10 protein-coding genes and 1 tRNA gene are annotated in these 12,845 nt (G+C 61.5%); 10 read left to right on the plus strand and 1 reads right to left on the minus strand.

The features are described 5' to 3' along the window. Positions 1–251: 251 nt before the first annotated feature. From NOX35_RS16715 to NOX35_RS16725, 3 genes are all read left to right on the plus strand, one after another. On the plus strand, positions 252–971 hold the full coding sequence (locus NOX35_RS16715; protein ID WP_182283328.1) for a Crp/Fnr family transcriptional regulator: 720 nt from the start codon (positions 252–254) through the stop codon (positions 969–971). Positions 972–1,239: 268 nt separating this feature from the next. After that, the gene (locus NOX35_RS16720) at positions 1,240–2,325 is read left to right on the plus strand and encodes a phosphotransferase (RefSeq protein ID WP_256494069.1); all 1,086 of its coding nucleotides are present in this window, start codon (positions 1,240–1,242) and stop codon (positions 2,323–2,325) included. 47 nt (positions 2,326–2,372) lie between these two features. Next, entirely contained in the window at positions 2,373–3,647 is a 1,275-nt protein-coding gene (locus NOX35_RS16725; protein ID WP_182283330.1) for an acyl-CoA dehydrogenase family protein, read from the plus strand. A 255-nt stretch (positions 3,648–3,902) separates the two neighbouring features. On the opposite strand, the gene NOX35_RS16730 is transcribed toward NOX35_RS16725, so the two are convergent. Continuing rightward, positions 3,903–5,681: a methyl-accepting chemotaxis protein gene (locus NOX35_RS16730; protein WP_182283331.1), complete on the minus strand. Its 1,779-nt coding sequence runs from the start codon at positions 5,679–5,681 to the stop codon at positions 3,903–3,905. Positions 5,682–5,977: 296 nt separating this feature from the next. On the opposite strand from NOX35_RS16730, the gene prfB reads away from it, so the two are divergent. From prfB to infA, 7 genes are all read left to right on the plus strand, one after another. Next, a protein-coding gene (prfB, locus tag NOX35_RS16735; RefSeq protein WP_182283332.1) for a peptide chain release factor 2 occupies positions 5,978–7,082 on the plus strand; the annotation gives its coding sequence in 2 pieces (ribosomal slippage) (positions 5,978–6,058 and positions 6,060–7,082; 1,104 coding nt in all). Positions 7,083–7,100: 18 nt separating this feature from the next. Beyond that, positions 7,101–9,803 carry an aminopeptidase N gene (pepN, locus tag NOX35_RS16740; protein WP_256494070.1) on the plus strand — a complete coding sequence of 901 codons (2,703 nt, stop codon included), beginning with the start codon at positions 7,101–7,103 and terminating at the stop codon, positions 9,801–9,803. An 11-nt stretch (positions 9,804–9,814) separates the two neighbouring features. Then, positions 9,815–10,795 (plus strand): hypothetical protein, encoded by a 981-nt coding sequence (locus NOX35_RS16745; protein WP_256494071.1) that lies wholly within the window; start codon positions 9,815–9,817, stop codon positions 10,793–10,795. A gap of 65 nt (positions 10,796–10,860) precedes the next feature. Then, the gene (locus NOX35_RS16750) at positions 10,861–11,883 is read left to right on the plus strand and encodes a class 1 fructose-bisphosphatase (protein ID WP_003061245.1); all 1,023 of its coding nucleotides are present in this window, start codon (positions 10,861–10,863) and stop codon (positions 11,881–11,883) included. Positions 11,884–11,896: 13 nt separating this feature from the next. Then, a tRNA-Thr gene (locus NOX35_RS16755) sits at positions 11,897–11,972 on the plus strand. Between the two features lie 316 nt (positions 11,973–12,288). After that, positions 12,289–12,507 (plus strand): hypothetical protein, encoded by a 219-nt coding sequence (locus tag NOX35_RS16760; RefSeq protein WP_003053604.1) that lies wholly within the window; start codon positions 12,289–12,291, stop codon positions 12,505–12,507. 23 nt (positions 12,508–12,530) lie between these two features. Continuing rightward, positions 12,531–12,794 (plus strand): translation initiation factor IF-1, encoded by a 264-nt coding sequence (infA, locus tag NOX35_RS16765; RefSeq protein ID WP_003061434.1) that lies wholly within the window; start codon positions 12,531–12,533, stop codon positions 12,792–12,794. Positions 12,795–12,845: the final 51 nt, after the last annotated feature.

The raw sequence follows: 12,845 nt of genomic DNA on the forward strand, positions 1-12,845 counted from the left end.
AACTCCAGCCTAGCCTGGTCTGCCGGGCACAGAAAACACCGGAAATGAGCAGAAAAAATGCCCGCAGCCAGCGGGCTTTTTTCTGGAGCGCTGCTGCGCAGGCCGCATGGCTGCTGGGTTTTCTTGATTGACGCAAGCCCTATTCGCCGTAAAAGCGGACACACAGGTGACAACCCTGAGTCCCACAGCTTCAGCATGGCCGGTCCCACACGCGACAATGGGGCGGTTACCAGTCACGCATAAGACAGAACATGGACGAGCCAATTCTTAGTATGGAAGAACGTGAGGCGATCAACTCTGGTCGCTGGTTTTCATCCCTTTCGCCCTCTTTGCGGCACGACATTCTTCGATGCGCTTACGTCAAACGATACAAAGATGGCATGCTCATCTGCGCTCGCGGCGAACCGCCCGAGGAGTGGATTGCCTGTGCACGTGGCGCGGTGCGAGTCAGCTCCACCTCCATCACGGGCAAGCAGATCACGCTGACCTATGTGGAGCCGGGCATCTGGTTCGGGGATGTGGCGATTCTGGATGGCGACAAGCGCACGCACGACGCCTATGCACATGGCGAGACCACGCTGCTGTGCGTATCCAAGGCGGACTTCAGGCGCATTCTGGCAGAGCATGTGGAGTTTTCCGAAGCGATCCTGCGCCTCAATGCGCGCCGAGTACGCCAGCTCTACGGCCTGGTGGAAGACCTCAACACCTTGCCGCTGCGAGCGCGCCTGGCCAAGCAGCTGCTGCACCTGACACGCAGCTATGGCGTGATGAGTCTGTCGGACAGCAACGAGATCCGCATCGGCCTGCATCTGGCGCAGGAAGAGCTGGCGCAATTGCTGGGCGCCTCACGCCAGCGCGTGAACCAGGAACTCAAGTCCATGGAGCGCGAGGAGGTCATTCGCATCGAGCCGGGTGGCCTCATCGTGCGCGACCGGGTGACGCTGCTGCGTATTGCAGACACGGATCACTGATTCACCCCCTGAGCGGCTTTGCCGGGGGCGGCCCCGCCGCTTCCCCCTCTCTCGCTTCGCTGCGCTTGCGGGAAGGGGACGATGCCATCGCCGCGAGGCGGCTCTTGCTCGGCATCTCTGGCTGGAATCACGCCAGTTTTCACCTTCGTTTCTCTCTTGCCGCATTCTGCGGCAGCACTCCCCTTTCACGCGTTTGCTCGCTGCACTTTTGTGCGGCGTGGCGGGCTGCGCCTTGCCCATCACAAATCGAACAAAGGACTGAGACAACATGAGCACTTATGAGCATTTCGTCGGCACCCGCGCGGTATCCGACCAGCATGCGTTTGATATCGATGCCATAACCGACTGGATGAGCCGGCATGTCCAGGACTTTGAAGGTCCGCTGCAGGTGGAGATGTTCAAGGGCGGCCAGTCCAACCCCACCTACAAGCTGATCACGCCCGGCCGTAGCTATGTGATGCGCGCCAAGCCCGGTCCCGTGGCCAAGCTGCTGCCTTCGGCCCATGCGATCGAGCGCGAATACCGCGTCATGAAGGGCCTGGCCGGCACCGATGTGCCCGTGCCGCACATGTATGCGCTGTGCGAGGATGAATCCGTCATCGGCCGCGCCTTCTACATCATGGAGTTCATGGAAGGCCGCGTGCTTTGGGACCAGTCCCTGCCCGGCATGACGCCTGCGCAACGCGCCGAGATCTACGACGAGATGAACCGCGTGATCGCGGCCCTGCACAGCGTGAAGTTTGCCGAACGTGGCCTGGCTGACTACGGCAAGAGCGGCAATTACTTCGAGCGCCAGATCGGCCGCTGGAGCAAGCAGTATGTGGCCTCCGTCACCCAGCCGATCCCCGAGATGGACAAGCTGATGGAGTGGCTTCCCGCTCATATGCCGGCCAGCGCACGCGACGAGGGACGAGTCTCCATCGTGCATGGCGACTACCGTCTGGACAACCTGATGTTCCACCCCACCGAGCCACGCGTGATTGCCGTGCTGGACTGGGAGCTGTCCACGCTGGGCCACCCGCTGGCCGACTTCAGCTACCACTGCATGAGCTGGCATATCCCGGCCGAGCTGGGCCGCGGCATTGCGGGGCTGGACATCGCGGGCCTGGGCATCCCTGCCGAGCACGATTACATGCAGCGCTACTGCCAGCGCACCGGCATTGCCGATGTGGCCACACTGCAGCGCGACTGGAACTTCTACCTGGCCTACAACATGTTCCGCATCGCCGCCATCCTGCAAGGCATTGCCAAGCGCGTCGAGGCCGGCACGGCCTCCAGCGCCCAGGCCAAGGCCTCGGGCGACACCGCCCGCCCCATGGCCGAACTGGCCTGGTCCTTTGCTCAGCGCGCCTGATTTTCCACCACCACGCAACCGACCGTCCCACAACAAAAGGAGCACTCATGGACTTCGACTACTCGCCCAAAACCAAGGACCTGCAGCAGCGCCTGCTCAAGTTCATGGACGACCACATCTACCCGGCAGAAAAGGAATATGCCGACGAGATGCAGGCCAACACGGCCGCCGGCAAGCGCTGGACGCCGCTGCAAACCATCGAAAAGCTCAAGCCCAAGGCCCAGGCCGCGGGTCTGTGGAATCTGTTTCTGCCGGTGGACAGCGCCGAAGCCTCGGGCTACCACGGCGCGGGCCTGACCAATCAGGAATACGCACCGCTGGCCGAGATCATGGGCCGCGTGCCATGGGCTTCCGAAGTCTTCAACTGCTCCGCGCCGGATACCGGCAATATGGAGACCATTGCCCGCTACGGCAGTGCCGAGCTCAAGGAGCGCTGGCTCAAGCCCCTGCTGGAAGGCAAGATCCGCTCGGCCTTCGCCATGACCGAGCCCGAAGTCGCCTCCTCCGACGCCACCAATATCTGCACCCGTATCGAGCGCCAGGGCGACGAATACGTGATCAACGGCCACAAGTGGTGGATCTCGGGTGCCGGCGATCCTCGCTGCCAGGTCTTCATCACCATGGGCAAGACCGACCCCGAAGCGGCCAAGCATTCGCAGCAGAGCATGATCATCATCCCGGCCGATGCCAAGGGCATCCGCATCGCGCGTCCGCTGAACGTGATGGGCTATGACGATGCGCCCCACGGCCATATGGAGATGTATTTCGAGAACGTGCGCGTTCCCGTCGGCAATATCTTGCTGGGCGAAGGGCGCGGCTTCGAGATCGCCCAGGGTCGCCTCGGCCCGGGCCGCATTCACCACTGCATGCGCCTGATCGGCCTGGCCGAGCGCGCGCTGGAGCTGATGTGCAAGCGCGCCAGCAGCCGCGTGGCTTTCGGCAAGAGTGTGGCCCAGCAGACCGTGACGCAGGAGCGCATTGCCGAAGCGCGCTGCAAGATCGACATGGCGCGCCTGCTCACGCTCAAGGCTGCCTGGCTGATGGATGTGGCCGGCAACAAGGTGGCCAGGACCGAGATCGCCATGATCAAGGTCGTGGCCCCCAGCATGGCCTGCCAGGTCATCGACTGGGCCATGCAGGTGCATGGCGGCGGCGGCATGTGCGATGACTTCCCGCTGGCCTATGCCTATGCCGCAGCACGCACGCTGCGCTTTGCCGACGGCCCCGACGAGGTGCACCGCAACGCGATCGCCAAGTGGGAGCTGGGCAAATACGGCAGCTACGGCAAGAACGCCGAAGTGCCGATCACACGCGGCAGCTGATGCAGGCAAGCGGGAGCGCATCGCGTCGCTCCTGCCCCCGTCAACAAAAAACACCCCGTCAGCCACGGCTGCGGGGTGTTCTTGTTTCGAAGACGGGCTTGTCACTCACTATCAATAAGAAAGCTTATACCGCTATACACCAATATATTTCAGATAAAAAATACCTTGAAATTCAATATAGTCAAGCGGCAATAGCTTCTTTATCAATAGCAACCTAACTGACGGCACCGGGCCCGGCACCGCGCGCTTACCGGCTTAGAAGCTCTCCCATTCACCATCGTCTGCCGTCGCGGCCTTTTGCGGCCGGGGCGCTGCTGCGTTTTTCGCGGGGCTGAGGACCGGCGGCTTGCTCGCCGCCGACATCGCGGGGCGCCTGAGCGCAGCCGACGAGGCCTTGAGCGGGGCCGGAGCCTTGATCGCAGCCCTGGCAGGCGCGGGCTTGAAAGTCGCAGGAGCCAGGGCCGGCGCGGCTTGCTGACCGGACTGGGCACCGAGCTTGAAGAAGCTCACCGTCTCGGCCAGCGCGGCGGCCTGACCGCGCAGCGCATCGGTCGCGGCCGCCGCCTCTTCCACCAGGGCGGCGTTCTGCTGGGTCATCTGATCCATCTGCGTCACTGCCTGCGTGACCTGCTCGATGCCCGAGGTCTGCTGATGGCTGGCCACCGAGATCTCGCCCATGATGTCGGTGACGCGGCGCACGCTCATCACGATCTCGTCCATGGTCTTGCCGGCCTCGCCGACCTGGGTGCTGCCTTCCTGCACCTTGCTCACGGAGTCGTCGATCAGCTGCTTGATCTGCTTGGCCGCCTCGGCCGAGCGCTGGGCCAGGGTGCGCACTTCGGACGCCACCACGGCAAAGCCGCGGCCCTGGTCACCCGCACGGGCGGCTTCCACGGCTGCGTTCAGCGCCAGAATATTGGTCTGGAAGGCGATGGAGTCGATCACCCCGATGATGTCCACGATCTTGCGCGAAGACTCGTTGATGGCCGACATGGTCTGCACCACCTGGGCCACGGTGGCACCACCGCGTACGGCCACCTGGGACGCTGCAGACGCCATCTGATTGGCCTGCTGGGCATTGCCGGCGTTCTGCTGCACGGTGGCGGTCAACTCCTCCATGGAGGCTGCCGTCTGCTCCAGCGAGCTGGCCTGCTCTTCGGTGCGCGAGGACAGATCCTGGTTGCCGCTGGCAATCTGGCTGCTTGCCGAGGCAATCGAGTCCGTGCCCTGGCGCACCTGACCCACGATGCGCTGCAGGCTGGTGTTCATGTCCATGAGCGCCTTGAGCAGCTGACCCACCTCATCCTGGCTTTGCACGGTGATGCTGGCGCTCAGATCGCCCGCAGCCACGGACTGGGCCAGTTGAACGGCCGACTGCAAAGGACGCGAGATGGAGCGTGCGATCAGCACCGCCAGCAGTACACCGATCAGGATGGATCCCAGCAGCAGCGCCATCACCCACCAGCGTGCAGCGGCATACAGGTCATCGCCGGCCTGATTGGTTTCCTCGGTCGCCTGATGGTTGATCTCGCTGAGAGCATCCAGACGTGTATTGATGCCGCGGCTGATCTTGAGCGACTCGCCGCGCAAGATTTCGCTGGCCTCATCGTTGAGCAGCTGATGCGACAGATCTACCACCTTGGCCGTCTGCACGGCATAGGCCTTGAGCTCCTCGCCGATTTCGGCCAACAGGGCGCGCTCCTTGTCGGTTCTCACGTACTTGACATACGACTGCTGGTTCCGGACCAGCTCATCCCAGAGCTTGGGCATGCTCTTGTCATAGACCGCCATTTCCTCGGACGACTGCGCCATCACATGCTGCATGGTCTGCGAGCGATAGCGCTGAAGCTGATAACGCATGTCCTGCAGGTTGCGTGCCGCCGGCAGCCACTGGCGCGCCAGATCGGTGGCCGTGGCATTGACACGCTCCATCTGGACCAGGCCGTACAGACCCGATACCGCACTGATCAGCAGGATCAGCACAAAAGACACCAGCAGCTTGTTGGCCAGCTTGAGGTTGCGAAAGAAGTTCATGGGGGAATTGGGCGCCTGGGCGACCTGCAAGGTCTGGCGCCTGCGAGATGGGGAATAGGGAAAACTGCCTGAAAAGCGCGTACACACTGCGCGCGCCTGCGAATTCTATTCAGTATTTGTTACTTCGAGTAACGGCATCCATGAATAAAACCGATGGTGGCATCAGGGGCATAGCTGGGCTCAAAAAGACACCCCGATGAAGCACTCAAAAACCCTGTCGAAGGCCATTGCATCCTTACAGCCGTCCGGCATGAGAAAATCAGCCCTTATTTATCAGCAAGAACAACGGATTCACCATGGAAGCAGAACGCGTCAACTCTATCGGCAACACCCTCCAAGATCTGGCCGAGCGCACGGCAGATCTCCGGAGGTATCTTTGACTACGATGCCAAGTACGAACGCCTGCGCACGGTAAACGCCTCGCTGGAAGACCCTGCCGTCTGGAACGACCCCAAGAAGGCACAGGACCTGGGCAAGGAAAAGAAGTCGCTCGACTCCGTCGTGCTGACCCTGGAGAAGCTCACCACCGAACTGGCCGACAATTCCGAGCTGTTCGAGATGAGCAAGGAAGAAGGCGATGATGCCGGCCTTGAAACCATTGAAGCCGAAACCGCCAAGCTCAAGCCGCTGATCGAGGAGCTCGAGTTCCGCCGAATGTTCGGCGGCGAAGCCGATCCGCTCAACTGCTTCATCGACATCCAGGCTGGCGCCGGCGGCACCGAAGCCTGCGACTGGGCCAGCATGCTGCTGCGCCAGTACCTGAAGTACGCCGAACGCAAGGGCTTCAAGGCCACCGTCGAAGAAGAGACTCCGGGCGACGTAGCCGGCATCAAGAGCGCCACCATCAAGGTCGAAGGCGAGTATGCCTACGGCCTGCTGCGCACCGAAACCGGCGTGCACCGCCTGGTGCGCAAGTCGCCCTTCGACAGCTCGGGCGGCCGTCACACCAGCTTTTCATCGCTGTTCGTCTACCCCGAGATCGATGACTCCATCGAGATCAACATCAATCCGTCGGATGTGCGCACCGACACCTACCGCGCCTCGGGCGCCGGCGGTCAGCACATCAACAAGACCGATTCGGCCGTGCGCCTGACCCACATCCCCACGGGCATCGTGGTGCAGTGCCAGGACGGTCGCTCTCAGCATAGCAACCGTGACGTGGCATGGCAGCGCCTGCGCTCCAGGCTGTACGACTTCGAGATGCGCAAGCGCATGGAAGAGCAGCAAAAGCTCGAGGACACCAAGACCGATGTGGGCTGGGGTCACCAAATCCGCTCCTATGTGCTGGACAACAGCCGCATCAAGGACTTGCGCACCAACGTTGAAGTCTCGGCCACCCAGAAGGTGCTGGACGGCGACCTGGATGTGTTTATCGAAGCCTCGCTCAAGCAAGGCCTCTGATCCTAGAAAGGAATCGATATGCTGCAACTGCGTGACGGGCAAGCCCCGGCCACCGCCATTTACCGTGCCGACTACGAGGCCCCGGCCTGGTGGATCGACACGGTGGACCTGACTTTTGACCTGGACCCGGCCAAGACGCGCGTGCTGAGCAAGATGCGCGTGCGCCGCAACCCCGAGGTGCCGGCACAGGCGCTGCGCCTGGACGGCGACGAGCTGAATCTGGCGCGGGTGATGGTCAACGGCGGTGGTACCTCCTTCAAGATGGATGGCGACCAGCTGGTGCTGGAGAACCTGCCCGAGGGCAACGAGCCCGTGGAGCTGGAGATCTTCACCACCTGCGCCCCCATCAAGAACACCAAGCTCATGGGCTTGTATGTGAGCGAGGACACGTTCTTCACGCAGTGCGAGGCAGAAGGTTTCCGCCGCATCACCTACTTCCTGGACCGCCCCGACGTGATGGCCATGTACACCGTCACGCTGCGCGCCAGCAAGGCCCAGTACCCGGTGCTGCTGTCCAACGGCAATCTGGTGGAGTCCGGTGACCTGGAGGATGGCCGCCACTTTGCCAAGTGGGTCGATCCGCATAAAAAACCCAGCTATCTGTTTGCGCTGGTGGCCGGCAATCTGGTCGCGCGCGAGCAGAAGATCAAGAGCCGTGCCGGCCGGGATCACCTGCTGCAGGTCTTTGTGCGCCCCGGCGATCTGGAAAAGACCGAGCACGCCATGAACTCCCTCATGCACTCCGTTGCATGGGACGAGGCCCGCTTTGGCCTGAGCCTGGATCTGGACCGCTTCATGATCGTCGCCACCAGCGACTTCAACATGGGCGCCATGGAGAACAAGGGCCTGAACATCTTCAACACCAAGTATGTTCTGGCCAGTCAGGCCACGGCCACCGACACCGATTACGCCAATATCGGATCCGTCGTCGGTCATGAATACTTCCATAACTGGACGGGTGACCGCGTCACCTGCCGCGACTGGTTCCAGCTCAGCCTCAAGGAAGGCCTGACGGTGTTCCGCGATCAGGAGTTCAGCATGGACATGGCGGGCACGGCTTCGGCCCGTGCCGTCAAGCGCATCGACGATGTACGCGTACTGCGTACCGTGCAGTTTCCCGAGGATGCCGGCCCCATGGCCCACCCCGTGCGCCCCGACAGCTATATCGAGATCAACAACTTCTACACGGTCACAATCTACGAAAAAGGCGCGGAAGTCGTGCGCATGCAGCACAACCTGGTTGGCCGCGAAGGCTTTGCCAAGGGCATGAAGCTGTACTTCGATCGTCATGACGGTCAGGCCGTGACCTGCGATGACTTCTCGCAAGCCATTGCAGATGCCAACCCGGGCTCTGCCCTGGCTCAGCATCTGCAGCAATTCCGCCGCTGGTACAGCCAGGCCGGCACGCCTGTGCTCAAGGCTGTTGACCAATACGATGCCGCAGCCCAGACATATACGCTGACGCTGTCGCAAAGCTGCGCGCCCACCGTGGGTCAGGCCGAGAAACTGCCGTTCGTCATTCCCGTGCAAATGGGTTTGCTCACCGCCAGCGGCCAGCCCATCGCCCTGCAACTGCAAGGCGAAGACGCGGCCCAGGCAGTCACCAGCCGCATGCTGGTGTTGACCGAAGCCGAGCAGAGCTTTGTCTTCAGCAATGTGAGCGAAGCCCCCGTGCCCTCGCTGCTGCGCACCTTCAGCGCCCCCGTGGTGCTGGAGCATGAATTCAGCGATACCGATCTGCTGACCCTGCTGGCTCATGACAGCGACCCGTTCAACCAATGGGAAGCCAGCCAGCGTCTGGGCCTGCGTTATGCCCTGAAGGCCGTCGCTGCCAGCGGTGAGGCCAGCGCCGAAATCCTGCCTGCAGCCTTTATCGACGCCATGCGCCGCGTGCTGCGTGACGACAAGCTGGACGCAGCGTTCAAGGACCTGGTGCTCACGCTGCCGTCGGAGAGCTATATCGCCGAGCAGCTGGCCGAGGTCGATCCGCAGCGCGTTCATGCGGTGCGCGAAGCCATGATCTTGCAGCTGGCGACCGCTCTGCAGCCCGAGTGGGAAGCCGCCTGGGAGGCCAACCGCGACACCGGCGCCTACCGCCCCGACCATGTCAGCGCCGGCCGCCGTGCACTGGCAGGCCGCGCTCTATCCATGCTTTGCCTGCATGCCGCCCGAACTGGTGACACGGTCTGGCCCGGCAAGGCCTACCAGCGCTGCAAGGACGCAGGCAACATGACGGACCGCATGGCCGCCCTCTCCGCCCTGGTCTACAGTGCCAGCCCGCTGGCCGAACAGGCGCTGCAGCGCTTCCACGCGCTGTTCAAGCAAGATGCACTGGTGCTGGACAAATGGTTTGCCCTGCAGGGTGCTGCCAGCGACCGCGGTGGCGATGTGCTTCCCGCCGTCAAGGCGCTGATGAAGCATGCCGACTTCCAGATCAAGAACCCCAACCGCGCACGCAGCCTGATCTTCAGTTACTGCAACAATGCCGGCGCCTTCCACCGCGCCGACGCGGCTGGCTATGTGTTCTGGGCCGATCGCGTGATCGAGATCGACGGCTTCAACCCTCAGGTGGCCTCCCGTCTGGCCCGGGTGATGGATCGCTGGAAAAAGCTGGCCGAGCCTTACCGCTCTGCGGCCCGCGAAGCCATCGCCCGTGTGGCTGCCAAGCCCGATCTGTCCAACGACGTGCGCGAGGTCATCACCCGTGCCCTGGCGGACTGATGGGTCTGAACATGCTGGCTCGACACGCGGCTCGGGGCGTGAAGGCCCTTGCCGTCGCCGCGGCGAGCATGTCGCTGAGCACTCAGGCTGCAAAGCCTGATGCGGGATTCGAAGCTCGTTTTGCGCCCCTCTATGCCACTGTCTTCAGCGAAGGCGGCAGCTTCAGCGGGCGAGCCATGAGTGCCGATCTGCAGGCGCTGGAGCCGCTGTTGAAAAAGCCGGGATTTGCTGCACGCGATATCTTCCGGCTCTACTACACACAGGCCAGCGTCTACGCCCGCCGCGGCATGCCCAAAGAGGCAGCCGAAGCAGCGCAGACGGCACTGACGGCTTTGTCCGGCACTCAGGACCCGGAGCTGTCATACGCTCATTTTTTCCTGCGCTACTCAAGCATCCGCTGGCTGGCAGATGCCGGGCGACATGAAGCGGCGCTCAAGTGGGTCAAAGCCTTTCAGGCTGAATATCCGCTGCCGCAGATTGCCGTGCTACCTGCCGAAATGCGCTGGGACGAGAGCGTGAGGCCTGCACGGGCTCTGGATTTTCCGAGCCAGATGCAGATTCTCGGCGTCTATGAGGACGAAGGCTATCTGCTGCATGAGCTGGGGCGATTTCGCGAGGCAAGGCATGCCAACGAGCGACTGCTACCTGTAGCGCGTGAGCGCCTCAAAGCCATGAGCAAGCTGCAGCAGATACGCGGCGTGCTCACCAATATTGCGCAGAATTGCTATGAGCTGGGCGATCTGAAGCAATCTGCAGCCTATCTTCAGGAGCGTCTGCAGATTGCGCAGGCGGCGCAAGACCATGCCACCGTCTACGACAGCTATTTCCAGCTCATGGTCCTTGCCCATGAGCAAAAGCATGACCCGCAGGCCCGCCAATGGCTGGCCCGCTATGAACAATACGCGCTGAACCAGAAAGACAGCCAGCAGCAAACCCGCGTCAAGGAGCTGCTGGCGGAACTGGAGCAGCGCTCTGCGGGGCGTCATCCATGAAGGCAGATGCCCTGCCCTGTTTTCTACCCATTTCAGATTTGCATCGAATATCAAGGAGTTGAAGCATGAAGAAAAACATCAGCCTGACCCGCTATCTGGTCGAGCAACAACGTGTTGACGGGCTCATCCCCGGCCAGTTGCGCCTGCTGCTTGAAGTGGTGGCCCGCGCCTGCAAGCGCATCAGCTTTGCCGTGAACAAAGGTGAGCTTGGCGACGTCATGGGTACGGCCGGCAGTGAAAACGTGCAGGGCGAAGTGCAGAAAAAGCTGGACATCATCGCCAACGAGACCCTGATTGAAGCCAATGAATGGGGCGGTCACCTGGCCGCGATGGCATCGGAGGAAATGGAAGGCATCTATGTGGTGCCCAACCGCTACCCTCAAGGCGAATACCTGCTGATGTTCGACCCCCTGGACGGCTCGTCCAATATCGACATCAACATGTCCATCGGCACCATCTTCAGCGTGCTCAAGAAGCCTGAAGGCCACCCTGGCGTGCACGACAGCGACTTCATGCAGCCCGGCACCCAGCAGGTGGCTGCCGGCTACTGCATCTACGGCCCCCAGACCACCCTGGTGCTGACCGTGGGCGACGGTGTCTCCATGTTCACGCTGGACCGCGAGCAAGGTTCGTTCGTGCTCATCGAAGAAAACGTCAAGATCCCCGAAGACACCAAGGAATTTGCCATCAACATGTCCAATATGCGCCACTGGGATGCCCCTGTGAAGCGCTACGTGGACGAATGCCTGGCGGGTGCAGACGGCCCGCGCGGCAAGAATTTCAACATGCGCTGGGTTGCTGCCATGGTGGCCGACGTCCACCGCATACTGTGCCGCGGCGGCATCTTCATGTACCCCTGGGACAAGCGCGAGCCGCAAAAGGCCGGCAAGCTGCGCCTGATGTACGAAGCCAATCCCATGAGCTGGCTTGTCGAGCAGGCCGGTGGCATGGCCACCAACGGCCGTCAGCGCATCCTGGACATCCAGCCAACGCAATTGCACGAGCGCGTGAGCGTCGTCCTCGGCTCCAAGAACGAAGTGGAACGCGTGACCAGCTACCATCTCGAGGCCGATGAAAAAGCGCTATAATCTATAGCTTATCGCCGGTGTAGCTCAGTCGGTAGAGCAGCTCATTCGTAATGAGAAGGTCGGGTGTTCGATTCATCTCTCCGGCACCAGAATAGAAGCCCCAGGTTCGCAAGAGCCTGGGGCTTTTTATTTTGCTGCGCCTCGGTTTCATCACGATTTGCGCATAAAAGAACAATGCTTTATAATCTTTGGATTGCTGCGTGGCACTTGCCCTACGCAGTATTTCTCAGGCAGTTCTCACGTTGCCCACGCTTGGCTCCATACAGTCATAGCACTCCATGGCAAGAAGCTTAAGCCACCCGCAAGCGGCTGGCTTATTTGATCCCAGCTCGTCAGAGCTGGACTCCTTCATTTTTCATTGGTCGGCATGCCCTGCCCTGGGTTTGTGCCGCCCGTTGACTCGATATGCACACAGAACAAATCACAGAGCGTGTCGGCAACTACATTGTGACTGCCCTCACCCAAATGACTCACTCCGGCAAGGTTGCTGCAGCGGTTTCCATCCGACGCGGAACCTATGACCGGATTTTCAGGTTTATCCGCCAGTTCGACACCCCGGATATGGCCAGCAAATATGCCCTCGCCGAGGGGCGCAGCATGGTGCTGGACAACCAGTTGAACTGACCTCTTTGTAGAAAGGAAATATTTTGGCCAAAGAAGAATTGATTGAAATGCAAGGCAGAGTGGACGAGGTTTTGCCGGACGCCCGTTTTCGTGTGACGCTGGACAACGGCCACCAGCTGATTGCCTACTCCGGCGGCAAGATGCGCAAGCACCGTATTCGTGTGCTGGCAGGCGACAAGGTAACGCTGGAGATGTCTCCCTATGATCTGAACAAGGGTCGCCTGACCTTCCGTCATATCGAGCGTTCCAACAACAGCAACCCTGCGCCGCAGCAGCGCCGCCACTAAGCCTCGGTGGTTGATATGGTGCGCTACGGCCACCAGTTCTGACATGCTTGC

This window comes from Comamonas sp. C11 (assembly GCF_024496285.1).
Taxonomy (GTDB): domain Bacteria; phylum Pseudomonadota; class Gammaproteobacteria; order Burkholderiales; family Burkholderiaceae_C; genus Comamonas; species Comamonas testosteroni_F.

Bases quoted from the DNA above. Each gene is read 5' to 3' on its own strand.
- NOX35_RS16715 (WP_182283328.1), top strand. From the start codon at position 252: ATGGACGAGCCAATTCTTAGTATGGAAGAACGTGAGGCGATCAACTCT.
- NOX35_RS16720 (WP_256494069.1), top strand. From the start codon at position 1,240: ATGAGCACTTATGAGCATTTCGTCGGCACCCGCGCGGTATCCGACCAG.
- NOX35_RS16725 (WP_182283330.1), top strand. From the start codon at position 2,373: ATGGACTTCGACTACTCGCCCAAAACCAAGGACCTGCAGCAGCGCCTG.
- NOX35_RS16730 (WP_182283331.1), bottom strand. From the start codon at position 5,681: ATGAACTTCTTTCGCAACCTCAAGCTGGCCAACAAGCTGCTGGTGTCT.
- pepN (WP_256494070.1), top strand. From the start codon at position 7,101: ATGCTGCAACTGCGTGACGGGCAAGCCCCGGCCACCGCCATTTACCGT.
- NOX35_RS16745 (WP_256494071.1), top strand. From the start codon at position 9,815: ATGCTGGCTCGACACGCGGCTCGGGGCGTGAAGGCCCTTGCCGTCGCC.
- NOX35_RS16750 (WP_003061245.1), top strand. From the start codon at position 10,861: ATGAAGAAAAACATCAGCCTGACCCGCTATCTGGTCGAGCAACAACGT.
- NOX35_RS16760 (WP_003053604.1), top strand. From the start codon at position 12,289: ATGCACACAGAACAAATCACAGAGCGTGTCGGCAACTACATTGTGACT.